At 52.7% G+C, this 20,164-nt stretch carries 16 protein-coding genes and 1 pseudogene; 5 read left to right on the top strand and 12 right to left on the bottom strand.

Annotated features, from left to right (window positions below):
- Positions 1-7 precede the first annotated feature (7 nt).
- Positions 8-793: a methylmalonyl-CoA decarboxylase gene (gene scpB / locus OGY72_RS09040; RefSeq protein WP_008785757.1), complete on the top strand. Its 786-nt coding sequence runs from the start codon at positions 8-10 to the stop codon at positions 791-793.
- Positions 794-817: 24 nt separating this feature from the next.
- Positions 818-2,284: a succinyl-CoA:acetate CoA-transferase ScpC gene (gene scpC, locus OGY72_RS09035; RefSeq protein ID WP_149384572.1), complete on the top strand. Its 1,467-nt coding sequence runs from the start codon at positions 818-820 to the stop codon at positions 2,282-2,284.
- On the opposite strand, the gene srsR is transcribed toward scpC, so the two are convergent.
- From srsR to tkt, 8 genes are all read right to left on the bottom strand, one after another.
- Positions 2,281-3,177 (bottom strand): LysR family transcriptional regulator SrsR, encoded by an 897-nt coding sequence (gene srsR / locus OGY72_RS09030; RefSeq protein ID WP_003026999.1) that lies wholly within the window; start codon positions 3,175-3,177, stop codon positions 2,281-2,283. The genes scpC and srsR overlap by 4 nt on opposite strands.
- Before the next feature lie 123 nt (positions 3,178-3,300).
- The gene (locus OGY72_RS09025) at positions 3,301-4,047 is read right to left on the bottom strand and encodes an oxidative stress defense protein (RefSeq protein WP_003825465.1); all 747 of its coding nucleotides are present in this window, start codon (positions 4,045-4,047) and stop codon (positions 3,301-3,303) included.
- 93 nt (positions 4,048-4,140) lie between these two features.
- The gene (gene argO / locus OGY72_RS09020) at positions 4,141-4,776 is read right to left on the bottom strand and encodes an arginine exporter ArgO (RefSeq protein WP_286547614.1); all 636 of its coding nucleotides are present in this window, start codon (positions 4,774-4,776) and stop codon (positions 4,141-4,143) included.
- A gap of 196 nt (positions 4,777-4,972) precedes the next feature.
- Positions 4,973-5,833, bottom strand: coding sequence for a small-conductance mechanosensitive channel MscS (locus tag OGY72_RS09015; RefSeq protein ID WP_003825461.1), 861 nt, complete (start codon positions 5,831-5,833; stop codon positions 4,973-4,975).
- A 191-nt stretch (positions 5,834-6,024) separates the two neighbouring features.
- A complete protein-coding gene (fbaA, locus tag OGY72_RS09010) occupies positions 6,025-7,104 on the bottom strand; it encodes a class II fructose-bisphosphate aldolase (RefSeq protein ID WP_003027029.1) in 1,080 nt (359 codons plus the stop codon).
- A 214-nt stretch (positions 7,105-7,318) separates the two neighbouring features.
- Positions 7,319-8,482, bottom strand: coding sequence for a phosphoglycerate kinase (gene pgk, locus OGY72_RS09005; protein WP_003027032.1), 1,164 nt, complete (start codon positions 8,480-8,482; stop codon positions 7,319-7,321).
- Between the two features lie 39 nt (positions 8,483-8,521).
- Complete coding sequence (gene epd, locus OGY72_RS09000) at positions 8,522-9,550, bottom strand: erythrose-4-phosphate dehydrogenase (protein ID WP_286547596.1); 1,029 nt, start codon at positions 9,548-9,550, stop codon at positions 8,522-8,524.
- A 491-nt stretch (positions 9,551-10,041) separates the two neighbouring features.
- Positions 10,042-12,033 (bottom strand): transketolase, encoded by a 1,992-nt coding sequence (tkt, locus tag OGY72_RS08995; protein ID WP_126317430.1) that lies wholly within the window; start codon positions 12,031-12,033, stop codon positions 10,042-10,044.
- Positions 12,034-12,312: 279 nt separating this feature from the next.
- Here tkt and loiP point away from each other — a divergent pair, with 279 nt between their 5' ends.
- Complete coding sequence (gene loiP, locus OGY72_RS08990) at positions 12,313-13,071, top strand: metalloprotease LoiP (RefSeq protein ID WP_003825452.1); 759 nt, start codon at positions 12,313-12,315, stop codon at positions 13,069-13,071.
- A gap of 99 nt (positions 13,072-13,170) precedes the next feature.
- On the opposite strand, the gene speB is transcribed toward loiP, so the two are convergent.
- The 4 genes and pseudogenes from speB to yqgG form a co-directional block, all read right to left on the bottom strand.
- Positions 13,171-14,091 (bottom strand): agmatinase, encoded by a 921-nt coding sequence (gene speB / locus OGY72_RS08985; RefSeq protein ID WP_003825449.1) that lies wholly within the window; start codon positions 14,089-14,091, stop codon positions 13,171-13,173.
- Positions 14,092-14,298: 207 nt separating this feature from the next.
- Entirely contained in the window at positions 14,299-16,275 is a 1,977-nt protein-coding gene (gene speA / locus OGY72_RS08980; protein ID WP_071692619.1) for a biosynthetic arginine decarboxylase, read from the bottom strand.
- 8 nt (positions 16,276-16,283) lie between these two features.
- A complete protein-coding gene (gene yqgB, locus OGY72_RS08975; protein WP_003027062.1) occupies positions 16,284-16,415 on the bottom strand; it encodes an acid stress response protein YqgB in 132 nt (43 codons plus the stop codon).
- Between the two features lie 258 nt (positions 16,416-16,673).
- Positions 16,674-16,775 (bottom strand): annotated as a pseudogene (yqgG, locus tag OGY72_RS08970) (small protein YqgG); the annotation flags it as partial.
- A gap of 418 nt (positions 16,776-17,193) precedes the next feature.
- Here yqgG and metK point away from each other — a divergent pair.
- Both metK and galP read left to right on the top strand, forming a co-directional pair.
- A complete protein-coding gene (gene metK, locus OGY72_RS08965) occupies positions 17,194-18,348 on the top strand; it encodes a methionine adenosyltransferase (RefSeq protein ID WP_020996311.1) in 1,155 nt (384 codons plus the stop codon).
- Positions 18,349-18,746: 398 nt separating this feature from the next.
- Positions 18,747-20,141 carry a galactose/proton symporter gene (gene galP / locus OGY72_RS08960; RefSeq protein ID WP_008785766.1) on the top strand — a complete coding sequence of 465 codons (1,395 nt, stop codon included), beginning with the start codon at positions 18,747-18,749 and terminating at the stop codon, positions 20,139-20,141.
- Positions 20,142-20,164: the final 23 nt, after the last annotated feature.

The raw sequence follows: 20,164 nt of genomic DNA, 5'->3' as shown, positions 1-20,164 counted from the left end.
GAACATTATGTCTTATCAATACGTCAACGTGGTCATCATCCAGAAAGTCGCGGTTATTGAGTTCAATTACGCCCGCAAGCTCAATGCCCTGAGTAAAGTGTTTATTGACGATCTGATGCAGGCGCTGAGCGATCTCAATCGTGCGGACATTCGCTGCATCATTCTGCGCGCCCCGAGCGGGGCCAAAGTGTTCTCTGCCGGGCATGATATTCATGAACTCCCGACCGGACGACGCGATCCGCTCTCCTATGACGATCCGCTGCGTCAGATCACCCGCATGATCCAAAAATATCCGAAGCCGGTGATCTCCATGGTCGAAGGCAGCGTCTGGGGCGGCGCGTTTGAGATGATCATGAGTTCCGATCTGATCATTGCAGCCAGTACCTCCACTTTCTCAATGACCCCGGTCAACCTCGGCGTGCCGTATAACCTTGTGGGCATCCACAACCTGACCCGCGACGCTGGTTTTCACATCGTTAAAGAGCTGATTTTTACCGCTTCGCCCATTACCGCTCAACGCGCCATGGCGGTTGGGATCCTTAACCATGTCGTGCCCGTCGAAGAGCTGGAAGATTTCACTCTGCAAATGGCGCACCACATCTCGGAAAAAGCGCCGCTGGCAATCGCTGTCATCAAAGAAGAGCTGCGCGTGCTGGGTGAAGCGCACACCATGAATTCCGATGAGTTCGAGCGTATTCAGGGTATGCGCCGCGCGGTATACGACAGCGAGGATTATCAGGAAGGGATGAACGCGTTTATGGAAAAACGTAAACCAAATTTTGTTGGCCATTAATCACGTCCGAGGAAGGAGACGGCCATGAAACGGATGAGCGCCGAACAGGCGGCAGAAATTATCCAGCACGATGATATGGTGGCGTTTAGCGGCTTTACCCCCGCGGGTTCGCCAAAAGCGTTACCCAGCGCAATTGCCCAACGCGCCTGTGAACAGCATCAGAACGGACAGCCTTTTCAAATCCGCCTGCTGACCGGAGCATCAATTGGCGCCGCCGCTGATGATGTACTATCCGCGGCGGATGCCGTTTCCTGGCGCGCGCCTTATCAAACATCATCGGGCCTGCGCGAGAAAATTAATCAGGGCCAGGTGAGGTTTGTCGATCTCCATTTGAGCGAAGTGGCGCAAATGGTCAATTACGGTTTTTTTGGCGATATCGATGTTGCCGTCATTGAAGCCTCCGCCATTGCGCCAGATGGCCGGATTTGGCTTTCCAGCGGTATTGGTAATGCGCCGACCTGGCTGCTGCGGGCGAAAAAGGTGATTATCGAGCTGAATCATTACCATAATCCGCGCGTGGCAGAGTTTGCCGACATCGTGATACCCGGTGCGCCGCCGCGGCGTAACAGCGTACCTATTTTTCATACCATGGATCGCGTAGGCAGTCAGTGCGTACAGATAGACCCCAAAAAGGTGGTTGCAGTGGTGGATACCGAGCTGCCCGATGCCGGAAATGCGGCGGATAAAACCAATCCGGTCAGCCAGCAAATTGCCGATAACGTAGTCACTTTCCTGCTGGCAGAAATGGCGCACAAACGCATTCCAGCGGAATTTCTACCCTTACAAAGCGGCGTGGGCAATATCAACAACGCGGTGATGGCGCGGCTGGGGGAAAACCCGGATATCCCGCCCTTTATGATGTATTCGGAGGTGTTGCAGGAGTCGGTGGTGCATCTGCTGGAAACGGGCAAGATAACAGGTGCCAGTGCCTCCAGCCTGACCATTTCAGCCCCGTCGCTACAGAAGATTTACGACAACATGGACTTCTTCGCCAGCCGGATTGTGCTGCGCCCGCAGGAGATCTCCAATAACCCGGAAATCATCCGTCGGCTGGGGGTTATTGCGCTCAACGTCGGCCTGGAGTTTGATATCTACGGCCATGCCAATTCCACGCACGTTGCGGGGGTGAACCTGATGAATGGCATCGGCGGCAGCGGGGATTTCGAGCGCAATGCCTACCTGTCTATCTTTATGGCGCCGTCGATTGCCAAAGGCGGGAAAATCTCCACCATCGTACCGATGTGCAGCCATGTCGACCACAGCGAACATAGCGTTAAAGTGATCGTGACCGAACAAGGGATTGCCGATCTGCGTGGGCTATCTCCGATGCAGCGGGCGCACACGATTATCGATAACTGTGCACACCCTCTTTACCGGGATTATCTGCACCGCTATCTGGAGAAAGCGCCCGGCGGGCATATCCATCACGATCTCAGCCATGCGTTCGATCTGCATCGCAACCTTCTCGAGACTGGATCGATGCTCGGTTAACTTGCGCTACCGTCACGATCTTCAGCAATATGCTGGAGCATGGTGGCGGTATAGCGATGATTTTTCAGCGAATAGAGAAACTCCTGCATATACATGGGGCTGCCGGGTGCATCGAAATACTTTAACGTCGACGGGTTCACCAGCCGCCAGGCGAAGTGAGGGATTACCGTCAAAAACTGCCCGCGCTCTACCGCGCTAATCTTGGCCATAAAGCTATACGGACGGTAGATAATCGTCGGGTTGATCCCGCAGGGTCGCATGTATGCATCCAGCATCGCCTCAAAGTTGGCGCGATTCTGGAAGCGCATTTGCAGCCAGGGCAGCTCACGCAGCAGATCCTGCGGCTGTTTTTCTTCGTAGCGCCGGGAAACGAGAAACCCCAGACGCAGCGGAGGCAGCTCGCTAATCGCCAGATTCTCCAGTTCCTGGACGCGGGGGGAAACGTGCTGCGGCGAGATAATAAAATCCAGTTTGCGATCGAACAGGTTATCAATAACCCCATTCTCGCTGAATTCAACGGCCTGAGCCGTCACGCCGTCATACTTGTCACCAAGGCTAATCAACTGGTCAAAAATAATCGTTGGGTAGGTATTGTCGATCCCGATGACGATTTCCCGCGAGCGGCGAGAGGCGTTATGGATTTCGTTATCAATGGCAGAAAGGCGCTGATAAACGGGAAACAGCTTCTGATACAGTTCCTGTCCGGCTTTATTCAGGCTGATGTTGTTATCTTTGCGGGTAAACAGCGTATAGCCGATTTGATCCTCCAGTGCGGCAATGCTTTTACCGAAAGGCGATGCGGTCATATGTATTTTTTCTGCCGCTCTGGCGATGTTATTGGTTTGCGCCAGCAGAATGAAATTACGCATCTTTTTCGAGATAAAAATATCCATAGCGTCCCCTTAAAAATCGCTATGGCCTATCCTCATTACGGCGAAAAAAAAGACTGGATGTGGGGTCTCATTTTTACAGTTGCTCACAGAAAAAACCCGGCTGGAAAGCCGGGTCTGCAATGATTACTGGGTTTTGGCTGGCGTTGCTGCTGGTTGCCCCGCCGTCGGCTCAATCTGGAAGACCACATCAACCTGATCGTCAAACTGAATAACCGGCTGTTCGTAGGTTTCCTGAGCGGATGTCGCAGGCGCTGCATCTGCTTTCATCATCCGTACCATCGGGCTCGGTTGATAATTGGAAACATGGTAACGCACGCTGTAAACGGGCCCCAATTTGCTGTTAAAGCCCGCAGCTAACTGCTCAGCCTGATGAATAGCATCATCAATTGCTGCTTTACGCGCTTTATCTTTGTAAGTATCCGGCTGGGCAACGCCAAGCGATACCGAACGGATCTCATTCAGACCGGCCTTCAGTGCACCATCGAGCAGCGCATTGAGTTTGTCCAACTGACGCAGCGTGACCTCAACGGTACGTACCGCACGATAGCCTTTAAGGACGCTTTTACCATTCTGGTAGTCGTAGTCCGGCTGGGTGCGCAGGTTTGCCGCGCTAATATCTTTCTTCGCTATCTGGTTCTGTTCAAGGAAGGACAGATATTGTGCCACGCGCTCATCAGCCTGCTTCTTTGCTGAAGCCGCATCCTTTGCAGCTACGTTCACTTCAATCGCCAGAGTAGCGATGTCTGGTGTCGCATCCACGCTTGCCGTTCCGGAAGTCACGATGTGCGGTCCATTTGGCAACTCATTTGCCTGTACCGATAGTGCGCTGAATCCGACTAATGCCGCCAGGGCCATTATTTTGAACTTCACGGTCGTTCCTCCATGTTTCATTAATTACCCCGAAACTCAGGGCACATGCAGGCAAGCTTAGCCGATCTCGCTGCGTTGTCCATCAGACAACACTTAGTTGAACAACGCATGAACGTGCGCAACACCTTCTTTTGCCAACTGAAAAGCGATAAACCACATCACCAATCCTACCTGGGTATTGATGATCCGCTGTGCTTTAGCAGTGCGCAAACGCGGAGCGAGCCAGGCCGCCAGCAATGCCAGACCGAAGAACCACAGGAACGAAGCGCTGACAGTACCCAGCGCAAACCAGCGCTTAGGCTCAACGTCCAGTTGGCCTCCCAGACTCCCCAGCACCACAAAGGTATCCAGATAAACATGGGGGTTGAGCCATGTCACCGCCAGCATAGTAGCGATAATTTTCCAGCGGCCCTGCTTCATCACCTCGGCGCTGGCCAGTTCCAGGTTACTGCTCATCGCCGTTTTTAACGCCCCGAAACCGTACCAGAGTAAAAATGCCACCCCACCCCAAGTGACAAGCGCCATCAGCCATGGTGACTGCATCAGCAAGGCGCTACCGCCAAAGATCCCCGCGCAAATCAGCACTAAGTCGCTGATAGCGCAGAGTAAAGCAATCATGATGTGATACTGGCGACGGATCCCCTGATTCATCACGAAGGCGTTTTGCGGACCGAGCGGAAGTATCATAGCCGCACCAAGTGCAAGCCCTTGAAAATAATACGATAACACGTTAATCATCCCGAACTGTTTCTCTTAGGAGCAGACTATAGCGCGGGGAAAACATTAGCGGAAATGGATAATTTTAATCAGGGATAAGAAGAATTAATACCACGGGGGGAGGGGGAAATGCCGGATGACGGCTGACGCCTTATCCGGCCTATAAAACCTGTGGGCCCGGTAAGCGATAGCGCCACCGGGCACGCGATTACTCTGCCGCGCTCTCTTTCACACGCTTGAAGTTCACATCCATCTGCGGGTACGGGAAGCTGATACCGTTGGCGTCAAACTCGCGTTTAATACGCTCCAGTACGTCCCAGTAAACGCTTTGCAGATCGCTACTGTTGCTCCAGACGCGTACCACAAAATTAATCGAGGAAGCACCCAGTTCATTCAGACGCACCGTCATTTCACGATCTTTAAGGATACGCTCGTCAGACTGAATGATATCGGTGAGGATTTTCTTCACCTGATCGATATCGGAATCGTAGGCCACGCCGATAATAAATTCGTTACGACGAACTGGTTCGCGAGAGAAGTTGATGATGTTCCCGGCAATAATTTTACCGTTTGGGATCACCACAATCTTACCGTCTACGGTACGCATAGTCGTGGAGAAAATCTGCACGTTGAGTACGGTTCCCGCTACGCCTCCGAGGTCTACATACTCACCTGCGCGGAACGGACGGAACATCACCAGCAGCACGCCAGCGGCGAGGTTGGACAGCGAACCTTGCAGTGCCAGACCAACGGCTAAACCTGCGGCACCGAGAACGGCAATCACAGAAGCGGTTTGTACCCCAACGCGGCCCAGAGCGGCAATCAGCGTGAACGCGATAATACCGTAACGCACCAGTGCAGAGAGGAAGTCAGCAACGGTTGCATCAATTTTACGTGCCACCATCAGGCGGTTAACGGTGTTTGATACGATGCGCGCCACAATCATACCGATAATGACAATGGCGATGGCCGCAACGATGTTGACGGCATAGCTTAACAGCAGCTCCTGATTGCGGACCAGCCAGGTGCCCGCACCATTTATGCTGTCGACAACATTCAAATCTTCCATTCAATATTCCTTTTTTGCTTACCCAAATGGGAAAAATAAAGCCGTCCCAACGGGACTGGCAATCTGACAAGGGTAAACAATAAACCTGGATTTTGCCAAACAGATCACAGAATTCTCTGCCAGCAGCATATTGAAATGGCAATAAAAAAGGCCCGCATTTGCGGGCCTCATGTCACGTAGAACGGCGTAAATTACAGAACGTCAACCGCGTTCAGTTCTTTGAAAGCCTGTTCCAGACGGGTGATCATGGTTGCCTGACCAGCACGCAGCCATACGCGCGGATCGTAGTATTTCTTGTTCGGCTGATCTTCGCCTTTCGGGTTGCCCAGCTGGCCCTGCAGGTAAGCTTCGTTCGCTTTGTAGTAGTTCAGAACGCCTTCCCAGGTAGCCCATTGGGTATCGGTGTCGATGTTCATTTTCACTACGCCGTAGCTTACGGAGTCTTTGATTTCCTGAGCAGTAGAACCGGAACCGCCGTGGAAGACGAAGTTCAGGCTGTTGTGCGGCAGGTTATGTTTCTTAGAAACATAGTCCTGAGAGTCGCGCAGGATGGTCGGGGTCAGAACAACGTTACCCGGCTTGTAAACGCCGTGAACGTTACCGAAGGAAGCTGCGATGGTGAAACGCGGGCTGATTTTGCTCAGCTCGGTGTATGCGTAATCAACGTCTTCCGGCTGGGTGTACAGTGCAGAAGCGTCCATGTGGCTGTTGTCCACGCCGTCTTCTTCGCCACCGGTGCAACCCAGTTCGATTTCCAGGGTCATGCCCATTTTGGACATGCGCGCCAGGTATTTGGAGCAGATTTCGATGTTCTCTTCCAGAGACTCTTCAGACAGGTCGATCATGTGAGAAGAGAACAGCGGTTTGCCGGTTGCTGCGAAGTGTTTTTCACCCGCGTCCAGCAGACCGTCGATCCACGGCAGCAGTTTCTTCGCGCAGTGGTCAGTGTGCAGGATAACCGGAACACCGTAGTGTTCAGCCATCTGGTGAACGTGATGCGCGCCAGAGATAGCACCAAGGATTGCAGCGCCCTGAGGAACGTCGGACTTCACGCCTTTACCCGCGATGAAAGAAGCACCACCGTTGGAGAACTGTACGATTACCGGCGCTTTAACTTTTGCAGCGGTTTCCAGAACGGCGTTGATGGAGTCGGTACCAACGCAGTTAACAGCTGGCAGAGCAAAGTTGTTTTCTTTAGCTACCTGGAAAACTTTCTGTACGTCATCACCAGTGATTACGCCTGGTTTTACGAAATCAAAAATTTTAGACATATTACGAATCCTGTATCTTCGGCCGTTGTACACATCATCCTTCAAGCCGCCTCATCGTTGGCTGCCCTCGCTCGCCCCGGTTACTTACGTAAGTAAGCTCCCGGGAACTCACTCTGTTGCCGCCTTGATGCAACTCGAATGATTTTGTGTAAAGAATTGAAGCGTGCTCTAAAGCGCGCTAATAATTGGGCAGGTTTCCCTGCCCATTAGATTCTTACTTTTTAGCACGCTCTTCGAGCATAGCTACTGCTGGCAGTACTTTACCTTCCACGAATTCGAGGAATGCGCCGCCGCCAGTAGAGATGTAGGAGATTTTGTCAGCAATGCCGAACAGGTCGATTGCTGCCAGGGTGTCACCGCCGCCTGCGATAGAGAACGCTTCGCTGTCTGCGATAGCGTTAGCAACGATTTCAGTACCTTTGCGGAAGTTCGGGAACTCGAACACGCCAACCGGGCCGTTCCACAGAATGGTTTTCGCATTCTTCAGGATGTCAGCCAGCTGCTGTGCAGAAGCGTCGCCGATGTCCAGGATCTGCTCGTCTTCTTTCACATCGCTAACGGACTTCAGAGTAGCCGGTGCAGTTTCAGAGAATTCAGTCGCTACGCGAACGTCGGTCGGGACCGGGATGTCACAAGTGGTCAGCAGACGCTTAGCTTCGTCAACCAGGTCAGCTTCGTACAGGGATTTACCCACGTTGTGGCCTTGAGCGGCAACGAAGGTGTTCGCGATACCACCGCCAACGATCAGCTGGTCAGCGATTTTTGACAGAGAATCCAGAACGGTCAGTTTGGTGGAAACTTTAGAACCGCCAACGATAGCAACCATCGGACGAGCAGGTTCTTTCAGTGCTTTACCCAGCGCATCCAGCTCAGCAGCCAGCAGCGGGCCTGCGCAAGCTACATCAGCGAATTTACCGATACCGTGAGTAGAAGCCTGTGCACGGTGAGCTGTACCGAAAGCGTCCATTACGAATACGTCGCACAGCGCAGCATATTTTTTGGACAGTGCTTCGTCGTCTTTCTTCTCGCCTTTGTTGAAGCGAACGTTTTCCAGAACTACCAGTTCACCGGCAGCGACTTCAACGCCGTCCAGGTAATCTTTTACCAGGCGAACCGGAGCAGACAGTTTGTCTTTCAGGTAGTTAACAACCGGCAGCAGAGAGAATTCTTCGTTGTACTCGCCTTCGGTAGGACGACCCAGGTGGGAAGTTACCATCACTTTCGCACCCTGTTTCAGGGCCAGTTCGATGGTCGGCAGAGAAGCACGGATACGCGCATCGCTGGTTACTTTCCCTTCTTTAACTGGTACGTTCAGGTCCGCACGGATAAAAACGCGTTTACCAGCCAGATCCAGATCGGTCATCTTAATTACAGACATGGTGAATCCTCTCGTTGATTCATAAAGTTTTGTCGACGCTCAAGCGTCGAGCCTGAAACCAATAGCAGCCATCGCTAACGTAGTGTCGAGCATACGGTTAGCAAAGCCCCATTCATTATCACACCAGACCAGCGTTTTGATCAGGTGAGCGCCACTCACACGCGTTTGCGTACCATCAACGATGGCGCTGTGCGGGTCGTGGTTAAAATCTACAGAGACCAACGGTAATTCCGTATAGTCAACTATACCATGAAATGCACCTTGTGCTGCTTTTTGCAGCAACTGGTTGACTGCACTGGCTTTTACTGGTTTTTTCACCGTCACGCTTAAGTCGATCGCCGTCACATTTATGGTCGGTACACGCACCGCTATCGCTTCAAAACGATCGTTAAACTGCGGGAAAATTCGCGTGATGCCCGCCGCCAGTTTGGTATCAACCGGAATAATCGACTGGCTGGCCGCTCGCGTGCGACGCAGGTCAGGATGATAAGCATCAATAACCTGCTGATCGTGCATCGCAGAGTGGATCGTGGTGACGGTACCAGACTCAATGCCGTAAGCATCATCCAGCAATTTAATGACGGGTATTATGCAATTCGTGGTGCAGGAAGCGTTGGAAACGATCCGGTGCTCAGCGCGCAGCTGATCCTGATTAACGCCATACACTACGGTTGCGTCGATGTCGTGACTACCAGGATGTGAAAAGAGCACTTTTTTTGCACCAGCGGCAATATGCGCCTCGCCGTGTTCGCGATTGCCGAAGACCCCCGTACAATCCAGCACGATGTCGACACCCAGTTCGCGCCATGGAAGTGCATCGAGTGTTCGCTCATGCAGAATGCGGATAGCGTCATCGCCAACGATGAGCTGGTCACGTTCCTGACGAACATCCCAGGCAAAACGTCCATGGCTGGTGTCATATTTCAACAAATGCGCCATGCCTGCAGCATCCGCAAGTTCGTTGATTGCCACCACGGTGATTTCCGCCCGACGCCCGGATTCATACAAAGCACGAACCACGTTGCGTCCGATGCGACCGAAACCATTAATCGCTACGCGTACGGTCATAGGTCTCCTGCAAGGATTTCTCAGAAACGATGTGGCAGACAGAGTAATGCAGCAAATCGCTCAGGGAAACCTTACCTGTCGCAAACTGCGACTAATTGGTTAATTGTCGAACATTTAATCGACTGAAACGCTTCAGCTAGAATAAGCGAAACGCGGAATAAAAGGAATGATTGTCCAGCAACAGAACACAGTTATCTGACTTGCGTCACATTTTAACGCCCTTCAACGCTAAATTTATTCCATATTCCAGAATGACGAATAACCGTAGCAAAATTATTTCGTTGTCGTGTTACACACCCTGATTTAAATCAGAAAGCCCCCTAACCTACATCTAATCACCAGCGCGAGGTCCGAGTCCCGGAGCCCTTCAACGATGCCGCAGACGGTCTGGATAGCAGACTGCGCCGTGCGATTGCGCAACGCGCGGCGCGTTCCGGAAAAGCAAAAAAAAACGGGTCGCCTGAGCGACCCGTTTTCACCTGTAATCGAAATTACAGCAGTTCTTTTGCTTTCGCGACAACGTTGTCTACGGTGAAGCCGAACTCTTCAAACAGCAACTCTGCCGGAGCAGACTCACCAAAGGTGGTCATACCGACGATTGCGCCGTTCAGGCCCACGTATTTGAACCAGTAGTCAGCGATACCTGCTTCCACTGCAACGCGAGCGGAAACCGCTTTCGGCAGCACAGACTCACGGTAAGCGGCATCCTGTTTGTCGAACGCGTCGGTAGACGGCATGGAAACCACGCGAGCCTTCACGCCTTCGGCAGTCAGTTTGTCCCACGCAGCCACAGCCAGCTCAACTTCAGAACCGGTAGCGATGAAGATCAGTTCCGGCTGACCGTCGCAGTCTTTAAGCACGTAACCACCGCGAGCGATGTTTGCCAGCTGCTCTTCGGTACGCTCCTGCTGTGCCAGGTTCTGGCGGGAGAGGATCAGCGCGGTCGGGCCGTCCTGACGCTCAACGCCGTATTTCCACGCAACGGCGGATTCAACCTGGTCACACGGACGCCATGTGCTCATGTTCGGGGTCACACGCAGAGAAGCAACCTGCTCTACCGGCTGGTGAGTCGGGCCGTCTTCGCCCAGACCGATGGAGTCGTGGGTGTAGACCATGACCTGACGCTGTTTCATCAGCGCAGCCATACGCACCGCGTTACGGGCATATTCCACAAACATCAGGAAGGTGGAGGTGTACGGCAGGAAACCACCGTGCAGGGAGATACCGTTCGCGATAGCGGTCATACCGAATTCACGCACGCCGTAATGGATGTAGTTACCAGCAGTATCTTCGTTAATTGCTTTCGAACCAGACCACAGCGTCAGGTTAGACGGTGCCAGATCAGCGGAGCCGCCGAGGAATTCAGGCAGCAGAGGACCGAAGGCTTCAATCGCGTTCTGAGAAGCTTTACGGCTGGCGATTTTCGCCGGATTAGCCTGCAGCTTAGCAATGAACTCGTTCGCTTTTGCGTCGAAGTCAGACGGCATTTCACCTTTCATACGACGGGTGAATTCAGCAGCTTCCTGTGGGAAGGCTTTCGCATAAGCAGCGAACTTCTCGTTCCATGCAGCTTCTTTTGCCTGACCGGCTTCTTTCGCATCCCACTGCGCGTAGATTTCAGACGGGATTTCGAACGGCGCGTATTTCCAGCCCAGCTGTTCACGAGTCAGTGCGATTTCTGCATCGCCCAGCGGTGCACCGTGAGAGTCGTGAGTACCCGCTTTGTTCGGAGAACCGAAACCGATGATGGTTTTGCACATCAGCAGGGACGGTTTGTCGGTCACTGCGCGTGCTTCTTCTACTGCGCGCTTAATCGCGTCAGCATCGTGGCCATCAACGCCACGAACCACATGCCAGCCGTAAGCTTCAAAACGCTTCGCGGTGTCATCGGTGAACCAACCTTCAACGTGGCCATCGATAGAGATGCCGTTGTCATCGTAGAACGCAACCAGTTTACCCAGCTTCAGCGTACCAGCCAGGGAACATACCTCGTGAGAGATACCTTCCATCATGCAGCCGTCGCCCATGAAAGCATAGGTGAAGTGGTCAACGATGTCGTGACCTGGACGGTTAAACTGCGCCGCCAGCGTTTTTTCAGCGATAGCCATACCCACTGCATTCGCAATGCCCTGACCCAAAGGTCCCGTAGTGGTTTCAACACCCGCGGTGTAACCCACTTCCGGGTGACCCGGAGTTTTGGAGTGCAGCTGACGGAAGTTCTGCAGCTCGGAGATCGGCAGATCGTAGCCGGTGAGGTGCAGCAAGCTATAAATCAGCATGGAGCCGTGACCGTTAGACAGCACGAAGCGGTCGCGGTCAGCCCAGGACGGGTTAGTCGGGTTGTGGTTCAGGAAATCACGCCACAGGACTTCGGCAATGTCAGCCATACCCATCGGGGCACCCGGGTGACCGGATTTGGCTTTCTGTACTGCGTCCATGCTCAGCGCACGAATAGCATTGGCAAGCTCTTTACGTGAGGACATTTTGACTCCAGATCGGATAATGAAGGCCACGCCCTAAACGACTTGACGACAGCGCGTTTTGGGCTACGCCGGAAAAAAGTGCCAACAATGTAACCCAAGCCGCGTGTCATGTACATGGAGCATCCTTTTACCGCTTCAGAAATCTCTGGATCATGCGCGCAAGTTGCGCAATCTTCTCGCCCGCGTATTGTTCTTTTCTTTATACTTAGGCCGAACGTCGGTTCACCTGCAAACGACGTAATTTTTAGAATAATCCTGACTTTGTGCGGAAGAGAAAAAATGAAAATTCGCGCTTTACTGCTTGCTACGAGCATGGCTGCGGCATTGACCGGCTGCCAGAACATGGACTCCAACGGACTGCTTTCTTCTGGCGCGGAGGCTTTTCAGGCCTACAGTCTGAGCGATGCTCAGGTAAAAGCGCTGAGCGATCAGGCCTGTAAAGATATGGACAGCAAGGCTACTATCGCTCCGGCCAGCAGCGAGTACGCAACGCGTCTTGGCAAAATCGCCGCCGCGCTTGGCGATAACATAAACGGCCAGCCGGTGAACTACAAAGTCTATATGGCGAAAGATGTGAATGCCTTTGCCATGGCAAACGGCTGTATCCGCGTGTACAGCGGCCTGATGGATATGATGACCGACAACGAAGTCGAAGCGGTGATCGGCCATGAAATGGGCCACGTCGCGCTGGGTCACGTGAAAAAAGGTATGCAGGTTGCGCTGGGTACTAACGCCGTACGTGCAGCGGCGGCATCCGCTGGCGGCATTGTCGGCAGCCTGTCGCAGTCGCAATTGGGCGATCTTGGCGAGAAACTGGTGAACTCGCAGTTCTCCCAGCGTCAGGAATCCGAGGCGGATGATTACTCGTATGATTTGTTGCGCAAACGCGGGATCAATCCGGCAGGTTTAGCCACCAGCTTTGAGAAACTGGCCAAACTGGAAGCTGGACGTCAAAGCTCAATGTTTGACGATCACCCGGCATCCGCAGAACGTGCGCAACATATTCGCGATCGCATGAGCGCAGACGGGATCAAATAACCGTTAATCGTGCCGGATGCGGCGTGAACGCCTTATCCGGCCTACAAACATCAACCAGCTGTAGGCCGGATAAGCGTTAGCGCCATCCGGCAAAACAACTTATTCGCCTTTTTTCGCTGCCTGGATGTACAGCATTTCCAGAGCCAGCGTAGCCGCTGCCAGCGCGGTGATCTCTGACTGATCGTAAGCCGGAGCCACTTCAACAACGTCCATCCCGACGATGTTCAGATCTTTCAGACCACGTACCAGCTTGATCGCGCGATCGGAAGTCAGACCGCCAATCACTGGCGTACCGGTACCCGGCGCAAACGCTGGATCCAGACAGTCGATATCAAAGGTCAGATACACCGGCATATCACCGACAATCTGCTTAACCTGGGCGATGATGTCATCTACGCTGCGATCGTTCACCTGGCAGGCATCCAGCACGGTAAAGCCGTTGTCTTTGTCGAATTCGGTACGAATACCAATCTGCACAGAGTGATTCGGATCGATCAGCCCTTCGTTCGGCGCCGTGTAGAACATAGTGCCGTGGTCGAATTCGCAGCCGTTCGCGTAGGTGTCGGTGTGGGCATCAAAGTGCACCAGCGCCATTTTACCAAAGTGTTTAGCGTGCGCGCGCAACAGCGGCAGCGTGACGAAGTGGTCGCCGCCAAAGGAGAGCATGCGCTTACCGGCAGAAAGCAGCTTCTCAGCATGCGCCTGCAGTTTTTCACTCATTTCACGCGCATCACCGAAGGCATAAACCAGATCGCCGCAGTCCACCACGTTCAGGCGCTCGCGCATATCGAAGTTCCACGGGAAGCGGTTGTGCTCCCACGCCAGGTTAGTGGAAACCTGACGGATTGCCGCCGGACCATGACGCCCGCCCGCACGACCAGACGTTGCCATATCAAACGGTACGCCGGTGATCACCCAATCGGCGTCGCTTTCGTATGGCATGAAGTTCATCGGCAGACGTAAAAAACCAAAGGCGTTAGAAACCAGGGAGTTGTCGTATTGATGACCTAAGGTGCTCATGTACTGACCTCTTTAAAAATCGATGAAAAAAAATCCCCTCCGCGTCGTTAAGCCCGACGAGGAAGGGATTGATTTGGTAACTGCATATTTACGGCAAATTATCGCCGTTATTTTGTACGGATTCAAGTAAGTGCCACAAATGCGGCTTCGCCTTATCCGGCCTACTTTCGTAGGCCCGGTAAGCGCTGCGCCACCGGGCATTTATCGTTACTCGTCTTCCAGATAAGTATAACCGTACAGACCGGCCTCAAACTCTTCGAGGAACTGTTGCTGCAGCTCAGTATCCAGATCGGTGTTTTTCACCTGGTCACGGAACTGCGTCAGCAGGGTGTTCGGATCCAACTGCACGTACTGCAGCATATCCGCCACGGTATCCCCTTCGTCGGACAGCTCAACTTCTACGCTGCCGTCTGGGAAGACAAACACGTCAACCGCTTCGGTATCACCGAACAGGTTGTGCATGTTGCCGAGGATCTCCTGGTACGCGCCAACCATAAAGAAGCCCAGCATCGGCGGGTTCTCCGGGTCGTATTCCGGCATCGGCATAGTGGTCGCAATGCCATCACCGTCAACGTAGTGGTCGATAGCGCCATCAGAGTCACAGGTGATATCCAACAGCACCGCACGGCGTTCAGGCACCTGATTCAACCCTTCCAGCGGCATTACCGGGAACAGCTGATCGATCCCCCACGCATCCGGCATCGACTGGAACAGCGAGAAGTTGACGTAAATCTTATCCGCCATACGCTCCTGCAGCTCGTCGATAATCGGACGGTGCGCGCGGTTGCTCGGGTCGAGTTGTTTCTGCACTTCATGGCACATGTTCAGATAGAGCTGCTCAGCCCACGCGCGCTCTTGCAGGCTAAAGGTGCCTGAAGAGTAGCCAACGTGAATATCGTGCAGATCCATCTGGCTGTCGTGCAGCCATTCACGCAGCGAACGACGGGTTCCTGGTTCATGCATCTCTTGCCAGGTTTCCCACATGCTTTGCAGGGCACGCGGCGCATCGTCAGCCGGAGGCGTTGCTTCTGTGTGTTCGCTACGCTCAACGCCGATAATGTTAGATACCAGCACGGTATGGTGCGCGGTAACCGCGCGGCCAGACTCGGTGATTACCGTCGGATGAGGCAGGCCGTGTTCTTCACAGGCGTCGCCAATAGCCCAGATGATGTTGTTGGCATATTCGTTCAGGCCGTAGTTTACAGAACAGTCAGACTGCGAACGGGTACCTTCGTAATCCACGCCCAGACCACCGCCCACGTCGAAGCACTGGATATTGACGCCAAGCTTGTGCAGCTCAACGTAGAAACGCGCCGATTCACGTACGCCGGTGGCGATATCACGAATATTCGCCATCTGCGAGCCAAGGTGGAAGTGCAGCAACTGAATGCTGTCCAGACGACCGCGCTCGCGCAGAATTTCGACCAGTTGCAGCACCTGGTTTGCCGCCAGGCCGAATTTCGATTTTTCCCCGCCGGAGGACTGCCACTTGCCAGAGCCCTGCGACGCCAGACGCGCACGCACGCCCAGACGCGGAACGACATTCAGGCGTTCAGCTTCATCCAGCACGATAGCGATTTCAGACATCTTCTCGATGACCAGATAGACCTTATGGCCCATCTTCTCGCCAATCAGCGCCAGACGGATATATTCGCGGTCTTTATAACCGTTACACACGATCACGCTACGGGTCATTCCGGCATGGGCCAGAACGGCCATCAGTTCAGCTTTGGAACCCGCTTCCAGCCCCAGCGGTTCGCCAGAGTGGATCAGCGATTCAATCACGCGACGGTGCTGGTTGACCTTGATCGGGTAAACGAGGAAATAGTCACCGTTGTAACCGTAAGATTCACGGGCACGTTTAAACGCGGCGTTAATCGAACGCAGACGGTGTTGCAGGATCTGCGGGAAGCAGAACAATGCAGGCAAACGCTGACCCTGCGCTTCACGGGCTTTCACCAACTCAGCAAGGTCAACGCGCGCTTCAGGTACGTCCGGATCCGGGCACACGCTGATGTGACCCAGTTCATTGACGTCGTAGTAGTTATTACCCCACCAGGCAATATTGTAAGTACGCAGCATCTTGCTGGCTTCCTGGGAACTCATTGCAACCTCCTGCATGGAGCGTAGTACACCGTGTTCGCCTGCTGACGAAGGCGAACCCAAAGAAATGTCGTCAGACATAGCGAACCTCAAATTTTATTAACAAGTGTAAAACAGTTGACTACTATCGCAATCCGAAGACGCGATAACAACCCAAATACAGGCAGAATTTGCAGCAGATAGTGCTGACGCTCCGACTGTGCGACCGGTTTCTTTTTCATATCAATGTAAACACGTAACCGAACTTAATGCTGACGGTTCGGCGAAACCACGAGAAAACTCTTGTTTACCAAGAGCGCCCTTGTTCAGTTCTTAGTGACCGTTACCGGCTCTTCAGTCCTGAGATACGCCGAGATGGGTATACACTTCATCCTTCATGCAGCCTCTTTGTTGGCTACGCTCATTCGCCCCAGTCACGTACTACTCGTACGTTCAGGGGACTCATTCACTTGCCGCCTCGACGCAGCATAAATGATTTTGTGTATATAACATCGACAGGTATGCAAAGCAGAGATGCAGATTGCGGGGGACATATGTACACCAGAACGGTGCGACAGATTCTGCAGAATACAACGGTTCATTATCTCGTATCACCTCCACGGTTGCTCCTTACGGAACGAACCCACAAGCCAAAGCTAAAGTTTTAACCCGGCTGGAAGTGGCAACACGATGAAAATGTCGTGTGCTTTTGTATGAGCCGCGCGCCGCGTTTTATACCGATAAGAAAGTCAAAAAGCAAAAGATAAATATGCACATTGCCAGCACCGTCAGGAAAAATTTCCAGTTACATTTTCAGTACAATGCGACCTCAATCAAAAAAAGCTGGAAATCAGGCGAAGAACTGTCCTAAAATAGCCGTCCAGATGTTAATCCATCTATACCGATTAACACTCAGACTGCCAGTGTCCGTCATCTGCAGACTCATGGTAGAATCTTCTACACATGGCTATTCCACTCGACAGTTTGAGCTAACCAAATTCTCCTTAGGTGAAATTAAATATGGCAAAACACCTTTTTACGTCCGAGTCCGTATCAGAAGGGCATCCTGACAAAATCGCTGACCAAATCTCTGATGCTGTGCTGGATGCAATCCTGGAACAGGATCCAAAAGCACGCGTTGCCTGCGAAACCTACGTCAAAACCGGTATGGTTTTAGTTGGCGGTGAGATCACCACCAGCGCATGGGTTGATATCGAAGAGATCACCCGTAACACGGTTCGCGAAATTGGCTATGTGCATTCCGACATGGGCTTTGACGCCAACTCTTGCGCGGTACTGAGCGCGATTGGTAAACAGTCTCCGGACATCAACCAGGGTGTTGACCGTGCCGATCCGCTGGAACAGGGCGCAGGCGACCAGGGCCTGATGTTTGGTTATGCAACCAACGAAACCGACGTGCTGATGCCAGCACCTATTACCTATGCTCACCGTCTGGTGCAGCGTCAGGCTGAAGTGCGTAAAAACGGTACCTTATCCTGGCTGCGTCCGGATGCAAAAAGCCAGGTAACCTTCCAGTATGACGACGGCAAAATCGTCGGTATTGATGCGGTTGTTCTGTCTACTCAGCACTCTGAAGATATCGACCAGAAATCGCTGCAAGAAGCCGTTATGGAAGAGATCATCAAGCCGGTACTGCCGACTGAATGGCTGACCGCTTCAACCAAATTCTTCATCAACCCAACTGGTCGTTTCGTTATCGGCGGCCCGATGGGCGACTGCGGTCTGACCGGTCGTAAAATCATCGTTGATACCTACGGCGGCATGGCGCGTCACGGCGGCGGTGCATTCTCTGGTAAAGATCCGTCTAAAGTTGACCGTTCCGCAGCCTATGCAGCCCGTTACGTAGCGAAAAACATCGTTGCCGCAGGCCTGGCTGACCGTTGTGAGATTCAGGTTTCCTACGCAATCGGCGTGGCAGAACCGACATCTATCATGGTGGAAACGTTCGGTACTGAAAAAGTGCCTTCAGAGCAGCTGACCCTTTTGGTGCGTGAGTTCTTCGACTTGCGCCCGTATGGCCTGATTCAGATGCTGGATCTGCTGCACCCGATTTACAAAGAAACCGCCGCTTACGGTCACTTTGGTCGCGAACATTTCCCATGGGAAAAAACCGACAAAGCACAGTTGCTGCGCGACGCTGCCGGTCTGAAGTAATTTAAACCAGACTTAACGCTTATGAAGACCAGCCTCGCGCTGGTCTTTTTTTATACCTATTTCCTCTCCCACATCCATCACCAAACCGCGCTGATTACTATTGCTTTAAATGAAAATGAAAGCGATTACATCACACCATATTTCCCTCTACCTTGAATTAACATCTCTTAGCCAGCACACTTGCATCACTGTTACATTATCTTTCATCATTGTCTTAAATTCAGACGACAAACATTATTTAATCCCAATAAATAATGTTAACTTTCAATGAATTAACTAATAACCCGCATGAATGACAGTGTAAGCGATTACACTAATGTGATGTGATTCGCATTTTTTTACCCCGTACTCACCTACCCTTAACATCAACAAAACTAGCTACCCAACCGGAGGGCATCATGCCTGACAATAAAAAAACGGGGCGTTCCAACAAAGCCATGACATTTTTTGTCTGCTTTCTGGCAGCCCTGGCTGGATTACTTTTTGGCCTGGATATCGGTGTTATTGCCGGTGCTTTACCGTTCATCACCGACGAGTTTCAAATTACCCCGCACACTCAGGAATGGGTGGTGAGTTCCATGATGTTTGGTGCGGCGGTAGGTGCTGTCGGCAGCGGTTGGCTCTCCTTCAAACTGGGACGCAAAAAAAGCCTGATGATCGGTGCGATCTTGTTTGTTGCGGGTTCACTGTTCTCCGCCGCTGCGCCAAACGTTGAAGTCCTGCTGGTTTCCCGCGTGCTGCTCGGCCTGGCTGTAGGTGTTGCGTCTTATACCGCGCCGCTGTACCTGTCTGAAATTGCCCCGGAAAAGATTCGTGGCAGCATGATCTCCATGTATCAGCTGATGATCACCATCGGTATTTTGGGCGCGTATCTTTCCGATACAGCGTTTAGCTACAGCGGCGCATGGCGCTGGATGCTGGGTGTAATCATCATCCCTGCCCTGCTGCTGCTGGTTGGCGTTATCTTCCTGCCGGACAGCCCACGTTGGTTTGCAGCTAAACGTCGTTTTGTTGATGCCGAACGCGTCCTGTTGCGTCTGCGTGACACCAGCGCAGAAGCCAAACGCGAGCTGGATGAAATCCGTGAAAGTCTGCAGGTGAAGCAGAGCGGCTGGGCGCTGTTTAAAGAAAACAGCAACTTCCGTCGCGCGGTATTCCTTGGCGTTCTGTTACAGGTGATGCAGCAGTTCACCGGGATGAACGTCATCATGTATTACGCACCGAAAATCTTTGAGCTGGCGGGCTACACCAACACCACTGAGCAGATGTGGGGGACTGTTATCGTCGGTCTGACCAACGTACTGGCAACCTTTATCGCCATTGGCCTGGTTGACCGTTGGGGCCGCAAACCTACTCTGATCCTTGGCTTTATCGTGATGGCTGTTGGTATGGGCGTTCTGGGGACAATGATGCACGTGGGTATTCACTCGGCATCCGCACAATACTTCGCAGTACTGATGCTGCTGATGTTTATCGTTGGCTTTGCCATGAGCGCTGGTCCGCTGATTTGGGTACTGTGCTCTGAAATCCAGCCGCTGAAAGGCCGCGATTTCGGCATCACCTGCTCTACTGCAACCAACTGGATTGCCAACATGATCGTCGGCGCAACCTTCCTGACGATGCTGAACTCGCTGGGCAGCGCCAACACCTTCTGGGTCTACGGCGGCCTGAACGTACTGTTCATCTTCCTGACTCTGTGGCTGATCCCTGAAACTAAAAACGTCTCTTTAGAACACATTGAACGTAACCTGATGAAAGGTCGTAAACTGCGCGAAATTGGCGCACACGACTAATCACCAAAGGCTTCCTCCCTCAG

Origin of the sequence: Citrobacter sp. Cpo221 (assembly GCF_030332345.1) — a bacterium.
GTDB lineage: Bacteria > Pseudomonadota > Gammaproteobacteria > Enterobacterales > Enterobacteriaceae > Citrobacter > Citrobacter portucalensis.
The sequence above is the reverse complement of the archived record's forward strand: the minus strand, read 5'-3'. Positions and strand labels throughout refer to the sequence as shown.